Source organism: Escherichia sp. KTE31, assembly GCF_000407925.1.
Lineage (GTDB): Bacteria > Pseudomonadota > Gammaproteobacteria > Enterobacterales > Enterobacteriaceae > Escherichia > Escherichia ruysiae.
Genome location: NZ_KE136726.1, coordinates 263,424 through 280,625 on the forward strand (window position 1 = coordinate 263,424; position 17,202 = coordinate 280,625).

Annotated in this window: 15 protein-coding genes, 1 other RNA gene and 2 pseudogenes; 9 read left to right on the forward strand and 9 right to left on the reverse strand. The window is 50.4% G+C overall.

The window, feature by feature from the left end; all coding sequences use genetic code 11:
* Position 1: 1 nt before the first annotated feature.
* The 3 genes from ubiH to ygfB are packed head-to-tail and all read right to left on the reverse strand — an operon-like array spanning position 2 to position 3,106.
* Entirely contained in the window at positions 2-1,180 is a 1,179-nt protein-coding gene (ubiH, locus tag WES_RS04340; RefSeq protein WP_016159670.1) for a 2-octaprenyl-6-methoxyphenyl hydroxylase, read from the reverse strand.
* Complete coding sequence (gene pepP / locus WES_RS04335) at positions 1,177-2,502, reverse strand: Xaa-Pro aminopeptidase (RefSeq protein ID WP_016159671.1); 1,326 nt, start codon at positions 2,500-2,502, stop codon at positions 1,177-1,179. Before pepP ends, ubiH begins: the two co-directional genes overlap by 4 nt.
* A gap of 25 nt (positions 2,503-2,527) precedes the next feature.
* Positions 2,528-3,106 (reverse strand): UPF0149 family protein YgfB, encoded by a 579-nt coding sequence (gene ygfB / locus WES_RS04330; RefSeq protein ID WP_001295378.1) that lies wholly within the window; start codon positions 3,104-3,106, stop codon positions 2,528-2,530.
* 166 nt (positions 3,107-3,272) lie between these two features.
* Between ygfB and zapA the strand changes: the two genes are divergently transcribed.
* The 3 genes from zapA to WES_RS04320 all read left to right on the forward strand — a co-directional run bounded on the left by zapA (position 3,273) and on the right by WES_RS04320 (position 4,450).
* Positions 3,273-3,602 (forward strand): cell division protein ZapA, encoded by a 330-nt coding sequence (zapA, locus tag WES_RS04325; RefSeq protein WP_001276008.1) that lies wholly within the window; start codon positions 3,273-3,275, stop codon positions 3,600-3,602.
* A 41-nt stretch (positions 3,603-3,643) separates the two neighbouring features.
* Positions 3,644-3,827, forward strand: a non-coding RNA gene (ssrS, locus tag WES_RS23060) — 6S RNA.
* A gap of 20 nt (positions 3,828-3,847) precedes the next feature.
* A complete protein-coding gene (locus WES_RS04320; protein ID WP_016159672.1) occupies positions 3,848-4,450 on the forward strand; it encodes a 5-formyltetrahydrofolate cyclo-ligase in 603 nt (200 codons plus the stop codon).
* Between the two features lie 100 nt (positions 4,451-4,550).
* Here the strand turns inward: WES_RS04320 and WES_RS24155 are convergent, their stop codons facing one another.
* From WES_RS24155 to rpiA, 4 genes are all read right to left on the reverse strand, one after another.
* Positions 4,551-4,610, reverse strand: a complete 60-nt coding sequence (locus tag WES_RS24155; RefSeq protein WP_100635201.1) for a type I toxin-antitoxin system Ibs family toxin — start codon at positions 4,608-4,610, stop codon at positions 4,551-4,553.
* A gap of 333 nt (positions 4,611-4,943) precedes the next feature.
* On the reverse strand, positions 4,944-5,003 hold the full coding sequence (gene ibsC / locus WES_RS23065) for a type I toxin-antitoxin system toxin IbsC (RefSeq protein ID WP_071524576.1): 60 nt from the start codon (positions 5,001-5,003) through the stop codon (positions 4,944-4,946).
* A 238-nt stretch (positions 5,004-5,241) separates the two neighbouring features.
* Entirely contained in the window at positions 5,242-6,474 is a 1,233-nt protein-coding gene (serA, locus tag WES_RS04315) for a phosphoglycerate dehydrogenase (protein WP_001151617.1), read from the reverse strand.
* A gap of 258 nt (positions 6,475-6,732) precedes the next feature.
* Positions 6,733-7,392 (reverse strand): ribose-5-phosphate isomerase RpiA, encoded by a 660-nt coding sequence (rpiA, locus tag WES_RS04310; RefSeq protein WP_024191163.1) that lies wholly within the window; start codon positions 7,390-7,392, stop codon positions 6,733-6,735.
* A gap of 439 nt (positions 7,393-7,831) precedes the next feature.
* Between rpiA and argP the strand changes: the two genes are divergently transcribed.
* The 5 genes from argP to scpC all read left to right on the forward strand — a co-directional run bounded on the left by argP (position 7,832) and on the right by scpC (position 14,359).
* Positions 7,832-8,725 (forward strand): DNA-binding transcriptional regulator ArgP, encoded by an 894-nt coding sequence (gene argP, locus WES_RS04305; protein ID WP_000828352.1) that lies wholly within the window; start codon positions 7,832-7,834, stop codon positions 8,723-8,725.
* A gap of 201 nt (positions 8,726-8,926) precedes the next feature.
* Positions 8,927-11,071, forward strand: coding sequence for a methylmalonyl-CoA mutase (gene scpA / locus WES_RS04300; protein ID WP_016159674.1), 2,145 nt, complete (start codon positions 8,927-8,929; stop codon positions 11,069-11,071).
* Complete coding sequence (gene meaB, locus WES_RS04295) at positions 11,064-12,059, forward strand: methylmalonyl Co-A mutase-associated GTPase MeaB (RefSeq protein ID WP_016159675.1); 996 nt, start codon at positions 11,064-11,066, stop codon at positions 12,057-12,059. The genes scpA and meaB overlap by 8 nt, the downstream gene beginning before the upstream one ends.
* A 10-nt stretch (positions 12,060-12,069) precedes the next feature.
* Positions 12,070-12,855, forward strand: coding sequence for a methylmalonyl-CoA decarboxylase (scpB, locus tag WES_RS04290; protein WP_000122067.1), 786 nt, complete (start codon positions 12,070-12,072; stop codon positions 12,853-12,855).
* 25 nt (positions 12,856-12,880) lie between these two features.
* Positions 12,881-14,359 (forward strand): propionyl-CoA:succinate CoA transferase, encoded by a 1,479-nt coding sequence (scpC, locus tag WES_RS04285; protein ID WP_001056014.1) that lies wholly within the window; start codon positions 12,881-12,883, stop codon positions 14,357-14,359.
* Here the strand turns inward: scpC and WES_RS04280 are convergent.
* A pseudogene (locus tag WES_RS04280) lies at positions 14,356-14,985 on the reverse strand (LysR substrate-binding domain-containing protein); the annotation flags it as partial. The gene scpC and the pseudogene WES_RS04280 sit on opposite strands and share 4 nt — an antisense overlap.
* Positions 14,986-15,108: 123 nt before the next feature.
* Here WES_RS04280 and WES_RS04275 point away from each other — a divergent pair.
* A pseudogene (locus WES_RS04275) lies at positions 15,109-16,387 on the forward strand (tyrosine-type recombinase/integrase).
* An 81-nt stretch (positions 16,388-16,468) separates the two neighbouring features.
* Here WES_RS04275 and WES_RS04270 read toward each other — a convergent pair.
* The gene (locus WES_RS04270; RefSeq protein WP_016159678.1) at positions 16,469-17,182 is read right to left on the reverse strand and encodes a phage baseplate protein; all 714 of its coding nucleotides are present in this window, start codon (positions 17,180-17,182) and stop codon (positions 16,469-16,471) included.
* Between the last annotated feature and the right edge of the window lie 20 nt (positions 17,183-17,202).

Sequence of the window (17,202 nt, forward strand, 5' to 3'; positions counted from 1 at the left end):
TTCAACGCGCCACCCAACCGAGGGTGCGCTGCGCCAGCACATCGCGTGCCGGGGTGAATAATTCCATCGTCATCAGCCCGATGTTACGCCCAACAACCAGCGGCGCCCAACGGTTGGCAAAAAGATGTACAAGGCTGTCCGTGACACCGATAGTTGCTTCGCGATCGCTCTGTCGACGCTGCTGATAACGGCACAAAATGCCATAATCACCGATATCCTCTCCGCGTTCCCGCGCCTGAGTCAGGGTTTCCGCAAGGCTCATAACATCACGCATACCGAGGTTAAATCCTTGCCCGGCGATCGGGTGCAGGGTTTGCGCCGCATTGCCCACCAGCACGGTGCGATGGGTAATAGGTTTAGCGGCGCGGGTTAACGCCAGCGGATAAGCACTGCGTTTACCGGCGTGGGTAATTTGCCCCAGCCGCCAGCCAAACGCAGCCTGGAGTTCACGGCAAAACTTCTCGTCGCTCCACGCCAGTACCTCTTCGCGCCGTTCCAGTGGATGACACCAGACCAGCGAACAACGTCCGTCAGACATCGGCAACATTGCCAACGGACCGTATTGCGTGAAACGTTCAAAAGCACGGCCTTCGTGCGCAACGGAGGTCGCAACGTTGGCAATTACCGCCAGTTGTTCGTAAGGCTCCTGCTGCCAGTCAACGCCGCAGGCGCTGGCTAATGCTGAATGGGTGCCGTCAGCGGCTACCAGCACGCGCCCCGTCAGCGTCCCGCCGCTCTCCAGCGTCACTTCAACGGTATCCTGTGTACGGGAAACGTCAGCCACGCGATCCGGGCAATGCAGCGTTACGCCTGGCGCTTTGCGCAACAGCGCAAACAGTCGTTGTCCGACATTGTGCAACTCGACAACCTGCCCCAGCGCCGCCAGTTGATAATCTTCTGCGGCGAGGGTGACGAATCCGGCATGACCGCGATCGCTGACATGCACGGTAGTGATGGCGGTTGCGCAATCAGCCAGAGATTGCCAGACGCCGATACGTGCCAGCTGCTGGCAGGTGCCCGCCGCCAGCGCAATAGCTCGTCCATCAAAGCCCGGATGAGCATGAGACTCTGGCGCGGTCGCTTCAATCAGGTGTACCGGCAGCGCCCCGTGACTTAACCGGGAAATAGCCAGCGCCAGCGTCGCGCCCGCCATGCCGCCACCGACGATGATTACGCTCATTGCTTTCTCGCAGCTGCCATCAACGCTTCGATTTCTTCCGGCTTTTTCACCACGCTGGCGGTGAGGTTTTCGTTGCCAGTTTCGGTAATCACAATATCGTCTTCAATACGAATGCCGATACCGCGATATTGTTCTGGCACATCCGCATCCGGTGCGATATACAGACCTGGCTCTACGGTCAGTACCATACCCGGTTCAAGAATGCGCGAGCGATCCTGACCATAAACGCCTACGTCATGGACATCCAGCCCTAACCAATGGCTAAGGCCATGCATAAAGAAAGGGCGGTGGGCGTTTTGGGCGATCAGTTCATCGACATCACCTTTCAGGATACCGAGTTTTACCAGGCCGTTAATCATAATGCGCACCACTTCACCGGTGACTTCCTGAATGGAAGTTCCCGGACGATACAGGCGTAAGCTGGTTTCGAGAGACTCCAGCACAATGTCGTAGATTTCACGCTGAGCCTGAGTGAATTTGCCGTTGACCGGGAAGGTACGGGTAATATCGCCAGCGTAACCTTTGTATTCGCAACCAGCATCAATCAACACCAGGTCGCCGTCGCGCAGTTCACACTCGTTTTCGGTGTAGTGCAGAATGCAGCCGTTTTCACCGCTGCCGACAATCGTGTTGTAAGAAGGATAACGCGCGCCGTGGCGGTTAAATTCGTGGTGAATTTCGCCTTCCAGATGGTACTCGAACATTCCCGGACGACATTTTTCCATCGCCCGGGTGTGCGCCAGTGCGGTGATTTCGCCCGCGCGGCGAAGTACGGCAATCTCTTCTGGCGATTTGAACAGGCGCATTTCATGAACAATGGGACGCCAGTCGATCATCGTTGCCGGAGCGGTGAGATTTTGCCGTGAGCCTTTACGCAGTTTTTCTAGCGCACTGTTCACGATTTCATCAGCATAGGTATATTCGCCCTGAGCGTGGTAAACCACATCCAGACCGTTGAGCAGTTGATAAAGTTGCTGATTGATTTCGCTGAACGCCAGCGCACGGTCAACGCCCAGTTTCTCTGGCGCGGCATCCTGACCTAAGCGACGGCCAAACCAGATCTCCGCCGTCAGGTCGCGAACGCGGTTAAACAGAACGCTGTGGTTATGAGTGTCATCGCTTTTAATCAGCACCAGCACCGCTTCCGGTTCGTTAAAGCCGGTGAAGTACCAGAAGTCACTGTTTTGACGATACGGATATTCGCTGTCGGCGCTACGGGTCACTTCCGGGGCGGCAAAAATCAGCGCGGCGCTGCCGGGTTGCATTTGCTCCACCAAAGCCTGACGGCGACGCTGAAATTCTTGCGGGGATATATCACTCATAACACTCTCCTTACGTTTTTTGTTTTTAGTGTAGAGTCGGTTTTTGTACTTCTGGCGCGGTCGGTTGCGGATGAGTAAAGGTGTCGTGGCATAACAGCGCGGCAACACGGACGTACTCGATGATCTCTTCAAGCGACATTTCCAGCTCTTCCTGATCTTCGTCTTCGTCATATCCCAGTTGCGCAATGTTACGCAGATCGTCGATGGCTTCACCGGTTTCGCCAGTCACTTTATCCAGCTTCGGCTGAGTCACGCCAAGACCAAGCAGGAAGTGATTTACCCAGCCTGCCAGCGCATCAGCGCGATCGAAAACGCTGACATCATCGCCATCAGGCAGATAAAGCTGAAAAAGGAAGCCGTCATCCTGCAGGGCATCGCTGGTGGCTGAGTGCATTTTGCGCAATGCCTGTGCCAGCTCATGACCGAAAGCCATGCCTTCGTTCGTCAGGTCGTGAAGCAGCGGCAACCATGAACTGTCATCATTGCCACCGCAAATCATCCCGCTGATTAAACCGTGCATCTCAGCAGGGGTCAGACCCGTCCCTTGTTGGTTCAGATACTGGTTCATTTCGTTGTAACCAGGCATTTCGTTCTGTATAGACATAAGCATTCGTCATCAAAGGGAGGAAGATTCATGATATGCTACCACTTTGGACCCTGGTGAACCAGAAAAGGGCTTGTCTCTTCTCATCAGGGTAGCTATAGTTCGCCCCTTCGCAGACCATGGGTCTGAAGACGAAGGAAGCGCAGTCAATCAGCAGGAAGGTGGCATGTCTGCACAACCCGTCGATATCCAAATTTTTGGCCGTTCACTGCGTGTGAACTGCCCGCCTGACCAAAGGGATGCGTTGAATCAGGCCGCAGACGATCTGAATCAGCGGTTGCAAGATCTGAAAGAACGCACTAGAGTCACAAATACTGAACAGTTGGTCTTCATTGCTGCATTGAATATCAGCTATGAGTTAGCGCAAGAAAAAGCGAAGACTCGTGACTACGCGGCAAGTATGGAACAACGTATTCGGATGCTGCAACAGACCATAGAACAAGCGTTACTTGAACAAGGTCGCATCACCGAAAAAACGAACCAAAACTTTGAATGACACTTTTCGGTTTACTGTGGTAGAGTAACCGTGAAGACAAAATTTCTCTGAGATGTTCGCAAGCGGGCCAGTCCCCTGAGCCGATATTTCATACCACAAGAATGTGGCGCTCCGTGGTTGGTGAGCATGCTCGGTTCGTCCGAGAAGCCTTAAAACTGCGACGACACATTCACCTTGAACCAAGGGTTCAAGGGTTACAGCCTGCGGCGGCATCTCGGAGATTCCCTTCTTATCTGGCACCAGCCATGACGCAACTACCAGAACTCCCACTGACATTATCCCGACAAGAAATCCGTAAAATGATTCGGCAACGTCGTCGTGCGTTAACGCCGGAACAACAGCAAGAAATGGGTCAACAAGCCGCTACCCGGATGATGACTTATCCCCCGGTGGTGATGGCGCATACGGTCGCTGTATTCCTCTCTTTTGATGGCGAGCTCGACACCCAACCGCTCATAGAACAACTCTGGCGTGCCGGTAAGCGCGTGTATCTTCCAGTTTTGCATCCCTTTAGTGCTGGTAACTTACTATTCCTGAATTACCATCCGCAAAGTGAACTGGTAGTGAACAGGTTAAAGATCCACGAGCCGAAACTGGACGTGCGCGATGTGCTTCCCCTTTCCCGGTTAGATGTGCTGGTCACGCCGCTGGTCGCCTTTGATGAGTACGGTCAACGCCTGGGAATGGGCGGCGGTTTTTATGATCGGACATTGCAAAACTGGCAGCACTACAAAATGCAGCCAGTAGGTTATGCGCATGATTGTCAGTTAGTAGAAAAACTGCCGGTTGAAGAGTGGGATATCCCACTGCCTGCGGTGGTTACACCGTCGAAAGTCTGGGAGTGGTGAGGGCGATACTCCCGCATCGCCCTGATTGACATCGTTGATTCTTTAACCTAATTTAGTGAGTAAGGGTAAGGGAGGATTACTCCTCCCCTGAGACTGACTGTTAATAAGCTGGCAAACTTATCAGTAACAGTACAATCAGTATGATGACAAGTCGCATCATAACCCTTCTCCTTTAAGCCCTCGCTTCGGTGAGGGCTTTACCGTTACAGCCCTGTGCTGCCCCGCCATCGTAAACTCTCTTTAAATAACCACAACGCTTTGATCTGGCTTTAAATCTTTTCTTCGAGCGCGCTCGTAAAACGTCATGCAAGGTATGAATACATTGTGGGCAAAAGAGATTTATTACGGCAGTAAACGAGGACAGTGATGTGACTATCAAAAAGATCGGTTCAGGGCGACGCCTCCCGCATCGCCCTGATTGACATCGTTGATTCTTTGACCTAATTTAGTGAGTAAGGGTAAGGGAGGATTGCTCCTCCCCTGTGACTGACTGTTAATAAGCTCCGAAACTTATGAGTAACAGTACAATCAGTATGATGACAAGTCGCATCATAACCCTTCTCCTTCAAGCCCTCGCTTCGGTGAGGGCTTTACCGTTACAGCCCTGTGCTGTCCCGCCATCGTAAATCCTCTTCGAATAAAGGCAACGCATTGATCTGGCTTTGATTTATTTCTTCGAGCAGACTCGCAAAGGCGATTGCAGCACACTGCAAATGCAGCGATAAGCGCGGGAAAAGGGATAAAAAAACGGGCAAGTCAGCGACCTGCCCGTTGTTTGTCAGAGAAGGGAATCAGTACAGCAGACGGGCGCGAATGGTGCCCGGAATCGCTTTCATTGCCTGTAATGCTTTTTCAGCAACGTCTTCATCTGCTTCAATATCAATAACTACGTAGCCCATCTGAGCAGATGTTTGCAGATACTGCGCGGCGATGTTAACGCCCTGCTCTGCAAAGATTTTGTTCAGCGCAGTCAGCACGCCCGGACGGTTTTCGTGGATGTGCATCAGACGGCGGCCACCGTGCAGCGGCAGCGAGACTTCCGGGAAGTTCACCGCAGAGAGCGTGGAGCCATTGTCAGAGTACTTGATCAATTTACCCGCAACTTCCAGACCGATATTCTCCTGCGCTTCCTGAGTCGAACCGCCAATGTGCGGCGTCAGCAGGACGTTGTCGAATTCGCACAGTGGTGAGGTAAACGGATCGCTGTTGGTCGCTGGTTCTGTTGGGAATACATCGATTGCCGCACCAGCCAGATGTTTGCTCGCCAGTGCGTCACACAGCGCCGGAATATCGACCACAGTACCGCGCGAGGCGTTAATCAGCAGCGAGCCGGGCTTCATCAGCGAGATCTCTTTCGCGCCCATCATGTTTTTGGTGGACGGGTTTTCAGGCACATGCAGGCTCACCACGTCACTCATATTCAGCAGGTCGGAAAGATGTTGCACCTGCGTCGCGTTGCCCAGCGGCAGTTTGTTTTCAATATCATAGAAGTAAACATACATCCCCAGCGACTCCGCCAGAATGCCAAGCTGCGTACCGATATGACCATAACCAATGATACCCAGCTTTTTGCCGCGCGCTTCAAAAGACCCCGCCGCCAGTTTGTTCCATACGCCACGGTGCGCTTTGGCGTTGGCTTCCGGCACTCCGCGCAATAGCAGCAGAAGTTCGCCAATCACCAGCTCGGCGACAGAACGCGTATTCGAAAACGGTGCGTTAAATACCGGAATCCCGCGTTTTGCCGCAGCATTTAAATCAACCTGGTTTGTGCCTATGCAGAAACAGCCAATAGCGACCAGCTTTTCTGCGGCATTAATCACTTCTTCGGTCAGATGGGTACGGGATCGCAGGCCGATGAAGTGGGCATCGCGGATGGATTCTTTTAATTGTTCATCATCCAGCGCGCCTTTATGAAATTCGATGTTGGTGTAACCTGCCGCGCGAAGACTTTCCAGCGCCTTTTGGTGCACGCCTTCTACCAGCAGAAACTTAATCTTGTCTTTCTCCAGCGATACCTTTGCCATTTACCCAATCCTGTCTTTGAAATGTTGTGTGTGGATTTACATCCGCCTTTCAACATATCAAAAAATAATAATGCGGCAATATGAACGTTTGCGTCGCGATGTTGAGGAAATATCACGAGAGGTTGATTAACAGAATAAAATGCTGAAGATGAGACTTTCTTTAGCGAGTTAGGCAAAAGTGAGTTAAAAATGTGATAGATGTCACCAAATTTAACAACGCAAAAAATTTTTAACGGGGGAACGAACTCCCCCGTCAGATCATTTCACAATGGTTTTAACGCCGTCAGGCGTGCCAATCAGCGCGACGTCCGCACCACGGTTGGCAAACAGACCAACAGTAACCACACCCGGAATCGCGTTAATCGCATTTTCCATCGCCACCGGATCAAGGATTTCCATACCGTGGACGTCGAGGATTACGTTGCCGTTATCAGTCACCACGCCCTGACGATATTCCGGACGACCGCCAAGTTTCACCAGTTGACGAGCCACTGCACTACGCGCCATCGGAATCACTTCCACCGGCAACGGGAATTTGCCCAGAATATCGACCTGCTTGGAGGCGTCCGCGATGCAGATAAATTTCTCTGCAACCGAGGCGATGATTTTTTCACGCGTCAGCGCCGCACCGCCGCCTTTGATCATCTGCATATGACCGTTGATTTCATCTGCACCGTCAACGTAGATGCCGAGGCTGTCAACTTCATTGAGGTCAAATACATGAATGCCAAGGCTTTTTAGTTTTTCAGTGGATGCATCCGAGCTGGAAACTGCCCCTTCAATCTGACCTTTCATCGTGCCGAGTGCATCAATAAAGTGTGCGGCGGTGGAACCTGTACCAACACCAACAATGGTTCCGGGCTGAACATACTGAAGTGCCGCCCATCCTACTGCTTTTTTCAATTCATCCTGCGTCATGATCGTTTCGCCTGTGGTATGAAATTTCAGACGCATTATATACAAAAAAAGCGATTCAGACCCCGTCAGCAAGTCGTACGGATAACTCATCCATGAAATAACAGGCAATGGCGGACATCCCCTTTCACCCCGGCAAAGCTGGGTATCAGGAGGCATCAGAATTACCCTTCTATCCCCCAGTCTGCATATCTGAAACTACGCCGATAAAGGTGAAGCTCTGTAATACAATTAATTGATAATATTACCAATAAAAATCACATCCAGTGCCAGTAACTCGCCCACAGAACCTTGCCTGTACGCTCCACAAAGCCTAAAAAAACACGGTGTTGTCAGTCAAAATTTCCATTATGGCTGCTTTTGTATACGTTAAATGCTCTGTACCCAAAGCAAAATTATGTCATAGTTCGGCATAAGAAAATTTGAGGAGCAGGTTAAAGCAATGAAACGCCCGGACTACAGAACATTACAGGCACTGGATGCGGTAATACGTGAACGAGGATTTGAGCGCGCGGCACAGAAATTGTGCATTACGCAATCAGCCGTCTCACAGCGCATTAAGCAGCTGGAAAATATGTTCGGGCAGCCGTTATTAGTGCGTACTGTCCCGCCGCGACCTACAGAACAAGGGCAAAAACTGCTGGCACTGCTTCGCCAGGTCGAATTGCTGGAAGAAGAGTGGCTGGGGGATGAACAAACCGGTTCAACCCCACTACTGCTTTCACTGGCGGTCAACGCTGACAGTCTGGCAACCTGGCTGCTACCGGCGCTGGCTCCGGTGCTGGCTGATTCGCCTATTCGTCTGAACTTGCAGGTGGAAGATGAAACCCGCACCCAGGAACGCCTGCGTCGCGGTGAAGTAGTTGGCGCGGTGAGTATTCAACATCAGGCGCTGCCCAGTTGTCTTGTCGATAAACTTGGCGCGCTTGACTATCTGTTCGTCAGCTCCAGACCATTTGCCGAGAAATACTTCCCTAACGGAGTAAGCCGCTCTGCGCTGCTCAAGGCACCAGTGGTGGCGTTTGACCATCTCGACGATATGCACCAGGCCTTTTTACAGCAAAACTTCGATCTGCCGCCAGGTAGCGTGCCGTGCCATATCGTTAACTCGTCTGAAGCCTTCGTTCAACTCGCTCGCCAGGGAACAACCTGCTGTATGATCCCACACCTGCAAATTGAGAAAGAACTGGCGAGCGGCGAGCTGATCGACCTTACGCCAGGGCTGTTTCAACGGCGAATGCTCTACTGGCACCGCTTTGCCCCAGAAAGCCGCATGATGCGTAAAGTCACCGATGCTTTGCTCGACTATGGTCACAAAGTGCTTCGTCAGGATTAATCAATCACTTAATGCCTGGTAGCACATATCAGGCATTTTCCTTTTTTCTTTTTACCTTCTTTGAACAACATCACGAAACAGACAAATCTCACGCGGCAAAAAATGACGTCCCAATGCATTTTTTTTGCTGGCGACAACCCCGTGTAAAAAGCTCACCGTAAGCGCATCCCACCATTTTGATTGCGTTTTATGGAGCAAATAATGTCTAACGTGCAGGAATGGCAACAACTTGCCAACAAGGAATTGAGCCGTCGGGAGAAAAACGTCGACTCACTGGTACGGCAAACGGCGGAAGGGATAACCATCAAGCCGCTGTATACCGAAGCCGATCTCGACAATCTGGAAGTAACCGGCACCCTTCCAGGCTTGCCCCCCTACGTTCGTGGTCCACGTGCCACCATGTATACCGCTCAACCGTGGACCATTCGTCAGTATGCTGGTTTCTCCACGGCAAAAGAATCTAACGCCTTTTATCGCCGTAACCTCGCTGCCGGGCAAAAGGGCCTTTCCGTTGCCTTTGACCTCGCCACCCACCGTGGTTACGACTCTGACAATCCGCGCGTTTCAGGCGACGTCGGTAAAGCAGGCGTCGCTATCGACACCGTTGAAGATATGAAGGTGCTATTCGACCAGATCCCGCTGGATCAAATGTCGGTATCGATGACTATGAACGGGGCGGTGTTGCCGGTCCTGGCGTTTTATATTGTGGCAGCAGAGGAACAGGGCGTGTCGCCTGAGAAACTCACAGGCACCATCCAGAACGACATTCTGAAAGAGTACCTCTGCCGCAATACCTACATTTATCCGCCAAAACCGTCGATGCGTATTATCGCTGACATCATCGCCTGGTGTTCCGGCAATATGCCGCGCTTTAATACCATCAGTATTAGCGGTTACCACATGGGCGAAGCGGGAGCAAACTGCGTGCAGCAGGTGGCATTTACTCTCGCTGATGGAATTGAGTACATCAAAGCTGCACTTTCTGCTGGCCTGAAAATTGACGACTTTGCCCCGCGCCTGTCGTTTTTCTTTGGCATCGGTATGGATCTTTTCATGAACGTCGCCATGCTGCGCGCCGCACGTTATCTCTGGAGTGAGGCGGTAAGCGGATTTGGAGCCAAAGATCCAAAATCACTGGCACTGCGCACCCACTGTCAGACCTCAGGCTGGAGTCTCACCGAGCAAGATCCCTATAACAACGTTATCCGCACCACCATTGAAGCGTTGGGCGCCACACTTGGCGGTACACAATCACTGCATACCAACGCTTTTGATGAGGCTCTTGGGCTGCCAACCGACTTCTCGGCACGTATAGCCCGTAATACTCAGATAATCATTCAGGAAGAGTCAGAAATCTGCCGCACCGTCGATCCACTGGCCGGATCTTATTACGTTGAGTCGTTGACCGATCAGATCGTTAAACAAGCCAGAGCTATTATCCAACAGATCGATGAGGCTGGTGGCATGGCGAAAGCGATCGAAGCGGGTTTGCCAAAACGAATGATCGAAGAGGCGTCTGCGCGTGAGCAGTCACTGATCGATCAGGGCAAACGCGTGATTGTTGGCGTTAACAAGTACAAGCTGGATCACGAAGACGAAACCGATGTCCTTGAAATAGACAACGTGATGGTACGTAACGAGCAGATTGCTTCACTGGAGCATATTCGCGCCACCCGCGATGATGCTGCCGTAACCACCGCACTGAATGCTCTGACTAATGCGGCACTGCAAAACGAAAACCTGCTGGCTGCTGCTATTAATGCGGCACGCGTTCGCGCGACATTGGATGAAATCTCCGATGCGCTGGAAGCCGCTTTTGACCGTTATCTGGTGCCGAGCCAGTGTGTTACCGGCGTGATTGCGCAAAGCTATCATCAGTCGGAAAAATCAGCTTGCGAATTTGATGCGATTGTTGCGCAAACGGAACAGTTCCTCGCGGATAACGGCCGTCGCCCGCGCATTCTGATCGCCAAAATGGGGCAGGATGGACACGATCGCGGGGCCAAAGTTATTGCCAGCGCCTATTCCGATCTTGGATTTGACGTTGATTTAAGTCCGATGTTCTCGACACCAGAAGAGATCTCCCGCCTGGCGGTGGAAAACGACGTTCATGTGGTGGGGGCGTCCTCACTCGCTGCCGGGCATAAAACGCTGATCCCGGAACTGGTAGAAGCCCTCAAAAAATGGGGACGCGAAGATATCTGCGTAGTCGCTGGCGGCGTTATTCCACCGCAGGATTATGCCTTCCTGCAAGAACGTGGCGTGGCAGCGATTTATGGTCCGGGTACTCCCATGCTCGACAGCGTACGTGATGTACTGAATCGGATTAGCCAGCGTCATGATTAACGAAGCCACGCTGACAGACAACATTCGGCGCTTACGTCAGGGTGAGCGTGCCACGCTCGCCCAGGCGATGACGCTGGTAGAAAGCCGTCATCCACGTCATCAGGAACTAAGTACTCAGTTGCTCGACGCCATCATGCCGTTTTGTGGAAATGCACTGCGCCTGGGCGTTACCGGCACACCTGGCGCGGGGAAAAGCACCTTTCTTGAAGCTTTCGGTATGTTGCTGATTCGCCAGGGGCTGAAAGTCGCGGTAATTGCCGTCGATCCCAGCAGCCCAGTGACCGGTGGCAGCATTCTTGGCGATAAGACCCGGATGACCGAACTGGCGCGTGCCGATACGGCATTTATTCGCCCGGTTCCATCATCCGGTCATCTGGGCGGCGCCAGCCAGCGGGCGCGGGAGTTAATGCTGTTATGCGAAGCGGCGGGTTATGACGTGGTGATCGTTGAAACCGTCGGCGTCGGGCAGTCGGAAACCGAAGTAGCCCGCATGGTGGACTGTTTTATCTCACTGCAAATCGCCGGTGGTGGTGATGATCTCCAGGGCATTAAAAAGGGGCTGATGGAGATGGCAGATCTGATTGTCATTAACAAAGACGATGGCGATAACCACGCGAATGTCGCCATTGCCCGCCACATGTACGAGGGCGCTCTGCATATTCTGCGTCGCAAATATGACGAATGGCAGCCGCAGGTTCTCACCTGTAGCGCGCTGGAAAAATGCGGTATCGATGAGATTTGGCGCGCAATTATCGATTTCAAAACCGCACTTACCGCCAGCGGTCGTTTGCAACAAATGCGGCAACAACAATCGGTGGAATGGCTGCGTAAACAAACCGAAGAAGAAGTGCTGCACCACCTGTTCGCGAATGAAGATTTCGATCGCTATTACCGCCAGACGCTATTAGCAATCAAAAACAATACGCTCTCGCCGCGCACCGGCTTGCGGCAGCTCAGTGAATTTATCCAGACTCAATATTTTGATTAAAGGAATTTTTATGTCTTATCAGTATGTTAATGTCATTATCATCAACAAAGTGGCGGTCATTGAGTTTAACTATGGCCGCAAACTCAATGCATTGAGTAAAGTCTTTATTGACGACCTGATCCAGGCACTAAGCGATCTCAACCGACCCGAAATTCGCTGTATCATTCTGCGTGCCCCGAGTGGTTCCAAAGTATTCTCCGCAGGCCACGACATCCATGAATTGCCATCAGGCGGTCGCGATCCTCTCTCTTACGATGATCCGCTACGGCAAATTACCCGTATGATCCAAAAATGCCCGAAACCGATTATCTCAATGGTCGAAGGTAGCGTCTGGGGAGGTGCTTTTGAAATGATCATGAGTTCCGATCTGATCATCGCCGCCAGCACATCGACCTTCTCAATGACCCCAGTTAATCTTGGCGTACCGTATAACCTGGTGGGCATCCACAACCTGACCCGCGACGCGGGCTTCCACATCGTCAAAGAACTGATATTTACTGCTTCGCCAGTCACCGCCCAACGCGCGCTGGCTGTTGGCATTCTCAACCACGTTGTTGACATCAGCGAGCTGGAAGATTTCACCCTGCAAATGGCGCACCACATTTCCGAAAAAGCACCGCTGGCGATCGCGGTAATCAAGGAAGAACTGCGCGTGCTGGGCGAGGCGCACACGATGAATTCAGACGAATTTGAACGTATTCAGGGGATGCGCCGAGCGGTTTATGACAGCGAGGATTATCAGGAAGGTATGAACGCTTTCCTGGAAAAACGTAAACCTACTTTCGTCGGGCATTAATGCTCAGCGAATGAAGGAGCAAAAGATGAATATGATCTGGGCAAGGATGACCGCCGATGAAGCGGCGGAAATTATCCAGCACAATGATATGGTAGCATTCAGCGGCTTTACCCCTGCGGGTTCACCTAAAGCTCTACCTGTCGCTATTGCTCATCGTGCCAACGAACAACATGAGGCGAAAAAACCGTACCAGATTCGCCTGCTAACCGGAGCGTCAATTAGCGCCGCCGCCGATGACGTGCTCTCTGAAGCTAACGCCGTTTCATGGCGCGCTCCGTATCAAACATCATCTGGGTTACGCCAAAAGATCAATCAGGGGGCAGTCAGTTTTGTTGATCTGCACTTGAGCGAAGTCGCGCAAATGGTCAACTACGGCTTCTTCGGCGACATTGATGTTGCGGTAATTGAAGCCTCAGCCATCGAGCCGGATGGACGTGTCTGGTTAACCAGTGGGATCGGTAACGCTCCGACCTGGTTACTGCGGGCCAAGAAAGTAATCATTGAACTCAATCACTATCATGATCCGCGCGTTGCGGAACTGGCGGATATTGTGATTCCTGGCGCACCACCGCGACGCAATAGCGTTTCGATCTTCCATGCGATGGATCGCGTCGGTACTCGTTATGTGCAAATTGATCCGAAAAAGATTGTCGCGGTCGTGGAAACCAACTTACCTGATGCAGGTAAGCTGCTGGATAAGCAAAATCCCATGTGCCAACAGATCGCCGACAATGTGGTTACCTTCTTATTACGTGAAATGGCACAGGGGCGCATTCCGCCGGAATTTCTGCCACTGCAAAGTGGGGTAGGCAACATCAATAATGCGGTAATGGCGCGTCTCGGGGATAACCCGGATATTCCACCGTTTATGATGTATTCGGAAGTGCTACAGGAATCAGTAGTTCATCTTCTGGAAACCGGAAAAATCACCGGAGCCAGCGCCTCCAGTTTGACTATCTCTGCCGATTCACTGCGTAAGATTTATGACAATATGGACTATTTCTCCTGTCGCATTGTGTTACGTCCGCAGGAGATTTCCAATAACCCGGAAATTATCCGCCGCCTTGGCGTTATCGCTCTGAATGTCGGCCTGGAGTTTGATATTTACGGGCACGCCAACTCAACGCATGTTGCCGGTGTTAATTTAATGAACGGTATCGGCGGCAGCGGTGATTTTGAACGCAATGCTTATCTGTCGATCTTTATGGCGCCGTCGATCGCCAAAGAAGGAAAAATATCAACCATCGTGCCGATGTGTAGTCATGTTGATCACAGCGAGCACAGCGTGAAAGTGATCATCACTGAACAAGGGATCGCCGATCTGCGCGGCCTCTCTCCACTTCAGCGCGCACGCGCTATCATCGATAACTGCGCCCATCCCATGTACCGTGACTATCTGCATCGCTATCTGGAAAATGCCCCTGGCGGGCATATTCACCACGATCTTAGCCACGTTTTCGATCTGCATCGTAACTTGATCGAAACGGGTTCAATGCTGGGTTAATTGCTCGTACCATCACGATCTTCAGCAATTTGCTGTAGCATCGTGGCGGTATAGCGATGATTTTTCAGTGAATAGAGATATTCCTGCATATACATTGGCGTATGCGGCGCATCAAAATATTTCAGCGTTGCCGGATTCACCAGTCGCCAGGCAAAATGTGGAATGACTGTCAGAAAATGTCCGCGCTCAACGGCGCTGATTTTGGCCATAAAACTGTAGGGGCGATAAATGATTGTTGGATTGATCCCACAAGGGCGCATGTTCGCATCAATCATCGCTTCATAGTTAGCGCGGTTCTGAAAGCGCATCTGTAACCACGGTAGCTCCTGTAATAACTCCTGCTCCTGACGTTCTTCAAAACGGCGGGAAACAAGAAACCCTAGCCGCAGCGGCGACAGTTCGCTGATAGTTAGATTTTCCAGCCCCTTTACTCGGGCGGATACATGCTGCGGAGAGATAATAAAATCAAACTGACGGTAGAAGAGATTATCGATAACCCCATTTTCGCTAAACTCAACCGGCTGAGCAGTCACCCCTTCATATTTATCACCAAGACTGATTAGCTGATCAAAAATAATCGTCGGATAAGTATTATCGATGCCAATGACAATTTCTCGTGAACGACGTAGCAATTGGCACATTGCCAACCGACACTAATTGATTGAATATCCTAGAAAAAATAATTCTTTTTAATAGGTTACAATCAATTTTCACATTACAAACGCTCCGACACTTTAACCGGGGAGTTTATGAGATACAAGCCTAACCAATACTTAATCTGTGATTCTTACGGTAACTACTATTTGAGGATCACGCTGCCTGTGTATATGCAGCCCTTTTTTGAAGGAAAAAGGACGTTTGTCAGGAGTCTACACACAAGTAATCTTCGTGTTGCACGTAGCAAGCGTGATCAGATTGCAGATGAATACCATTGCTTACGGGAGAGTGTCGCCCCTGTAAACAGCACAATAGAGAACACGCTGGAGCTGTTACGCAGTAAGGCTAAATACGCCAAAACAGCTACCAGAATGCAAGATACAGCGTCTTCGTGTCCGTCATTGCTTAAAATTCTTGAAATCTACCTGACAATTAACAGCACGAAGAAGAAGCCAGCCACTTTAGCTAAGGCAAGAAAAGCGGTAGAGATGTTTCTCTCCTACCGTAAAAAGCCTGATATTGCATTGCAAGATGTAAGCCGCACCACTGTTACAGGCTGGATAGAACACATGAAAAAAACCCTTTCAGAACATACAATTGCAAACTATATCAGCCCAATGGCCTTATTATGGGAGTTAGCTTCCTCTCGGTATGCAGATGCACCAGAAAGAACTCTTTCACCCTGGCGAGGGCATAGGCTTGATGCAGAACAAAGCATAGAGAGCTACGAGGCATTTTCTAACAAAGAGCTATTGCAAGTGTTGCAAGTATTTTCCGGTAATTCAGCAGAAAACAAAGAAATGATGGCTTTGTGTCTTATCGGTGCTTATACAGGTATGCGGATCAATGAGATAGCAAGTCTCACAATAGACGATGTGAAAGAGATCGAAGGTGTGCTGTGTTTTGAAATCACACAGGGAAAAACGAAAGCTGCGGCACGTGTTGTGCCTGTACATAGCCTTATCACTCCGTTGGTGTTGTCGCTGCGTGAAAAGCCTCATAATGGCTTTTTGTTCTATCACGCCAGCATTACAGAGCGTGTAGATGGTAAGCGAGCTACTTGGTATTCACAGAGATTTACAAGAGCTAAACGAAAGGCTTTAGGGGAAAAGGGAACAGAAAGGAAGGTGTTTCATTCTCTGAGACACGGAGTAGCACAGCTTCTTGATCGAAATCAAATTCCAGAAGACAGGATCGCCCTTCTCCTGGGCCATACACGCGGTAAAACGGAGGCATTCCGCACATATAGCAAGAATGCAGCTTCTCCAGTAGAGCTTAAAAACTATATTGAGCTTCTACGCTACCCTGAAATAGAGAAAGGCTTATCAATCAATAAAAAAATCAAATTTAAGGCGTAAAACAACGCCATAGACGCAATAAAGAGGCTTCAACATAGATTGGTAGCCTCTTTTATAATTACATCGTTACAGAGCGTTTTAGAGGCGTTTACGGCTATTCCTGTTTAAAGGCAGGCGTAATAGTGTCTTCACCTTCACTACTTGCTTTTTCAGTGTTAACACGTTTTTTCATATTAGCCCCGATGTTCTTAGATGGCTGTGTTTTGATAGCTACAGTGTTTACAGTGCCATACGACACTAATCTGATCTGTTCAAATTCCAAATCAAATACCAGAGATTCGCTTGCCTCTTCTGTGTATTCGATGCCTGTTAAAACAACGTTCTCAAAAGTTTTATTTTCTGTAACAAGAAGAAAAGGCTGTCTACTGTCCATAATCTGATTCAAGTAGTCGATAGCTAATGATCTTCTGTTCCCGTTCACCCCTGCACTCTTTAACAAGCCAGGATCGCTTTTAATCGGTGTTTCAGTGATACGCCCTTTAAGAGAAAACTTATTGTTTTTAATTTGAACGTGATCAGACACAGTAGCACCATTCTCTACGGGGTAGCTTGTAACATCTGCCGAACGTCTCACGTTCACATCGTCAACACTGTCAAAGGCCAGTGCCATATAATTTTCATAAACGTCATTACCAGAAGATGCCAGCCCACTGGTAACAATAGCAAATCCGTTCTCTCCTTTTGTTTTATTAGCTTTGCTATTTTCGTTTTTTGTAGAGTCTATATCTTGTTCTGCTTTGTAAACAGCCTGAACGTGTTGTTCTGGAGTATTTGCTGCACGTATGGTTAAAATCCCGGCGGTCGCCATAATAATAATTTTCTTGTAAT